1 protein-coding gene is annotated in these 1,502 nt (G+C 62.1%); it reads left to right on the top strand.

Features of this window, described 5'->3' with window-relative positions:
• Window positions 1-116 precede the first annotated feature (116 nt).
• Window positions 117-1,502: IS21 family transposase (gene istA, locus BMZ42_RS17690; RefSeq protein ID WP_091525209.1), on the top strand; the 1,386-nt coding region annotated here is incomplete at its 3' end.

Here is a 1,502-nt window from a genome sequence, read left to right as displayed (position 1 = left end):
TGTGATTTTTCATGGAATGAGGACCCTGTTTAAGGGGTGATTTTCGTCCAAACGGGACCCCTTAACGTGGGGTCATCAAAATGCCTCCGGTTTCATCGGAGGCATTTGTGTTTTGGATGTTGATTGTGGAGACGATTGCAAAGATACGCCGGCTTTCGCGGGTTCAGGGCAAGTCGATCAAGGCGATTTGCCGCGAGTTGAAGGTTTCACGGAAAGTGGTGCGCAAGGTGCTGCGCTCGGACGAGACCGAGTTCCGCTACGAGCGCAAGCATCAGCCCTATCCGCGGATGGGGGCATGGCGCGAAGAGCTTGACCGGATGCTGACGACGAACGTGGCCAAGCCCCGGCGGGAACGACTGACACTGATCCGTATCTTCGAGGAGCTTCGCGACCTCGGCTACGAGGGCAGCTACAGTTCGGTGTGGCGGCACGCGCAGGCGTGGGAACGGGAACGCGGCAGCGCTGCTGCCGATGCCTACATCCCGCTGAGCTTTGCGCCGGGCGAAGCCTACCAGTTCGACTGGAGCCACGAGATTGTTGTTCTCGACGGTGTGACCACGACGGTGAAGGTGGCGCACATGCGGCTTTGTCATAGTCGCATGTTCTTTGTTCGAGCCTATCCGCGCGAGAGTCAGGAGATGGTGTTCGACGCGCACGACCGGGCATTCGCCTTCTTCCGCGGCACGTGCACGCGCGGGATCTACGACAACATGAAGACGGCGGTGGACGCGATCTTCATCGGCAGGGATCGCCGCTACAACCGTCGCTTCCTGCAGATGTGTGGCCATTACCTCGTCGAGCCGGAGGCCTGCACGCCAGCGGCAGGCTGGGAGAAGGGTCAGGTCGAGAACCAGGTTGGGCTGGTGCGCGAGCGCTTCTTCACGCCGAGGCTCCGGTTCAAGACGCTGGAGGATCTGAATGGCTGGCTGGCCGACAAATGCGTCGCCTGGGCCAAAGCGCGCCGGCACCCCGAGCAGGGTGAGCGCACCATCTGGGACGTGTTCGAGGAAGAACGCGCCAACCTCATCCCCTATGCCGGGCGCTTCGACGGCTTCCACAGCATCCCCGCCTCGGTGTCGAAGACCTGCACGGTACGCTTCGACAACAACAAATACTCGGTGCTGTCGAGCGCCGTTGGCCGGCCGGTCGAGGTCCATGCCTATGCCGACCGGATCGTCATCCGCCAGGATGGCGTGGTCGTGGGCGATCATGCCCGTGCGTTCGGACGCGGCAAGGTGATCTACGATCCCTGGCACTACGTGCCGGTGCTGGCGCGCAAGCCGGGCGGCTTGCGCAACGGTGCACCATTCCGGGAATGGGTTCTGCCGTCGGCCATGGAGAAGATACGCCGCAAGCTCCAGGCGGCAGATGATGGCGACCGGCAGATGGTGAAGATCCTCACCTGCGTGCTGACCGATGGAATAAGCGCCGTCGAGGCCGCCTGCCAAGAGGCGCTTGATCAGGGCGTTTCGTCGGCGGACATGATCCTCAACATCCTGGCC

The sequence above is a fragment of the Aquamicrobium aerolatum DSM 21857 genome, assembly GCF_900113935.1.
Classification (GTDB): Bacteria; Pseudomonadota; Alphaproteobacteria; order Rhizobiales; family Rhizobiaceae; genus Aerobium; species Aerobium aerolatum.
This window is presented reverse-complemented; position numbering and strand designations above follow the sequence as displayed.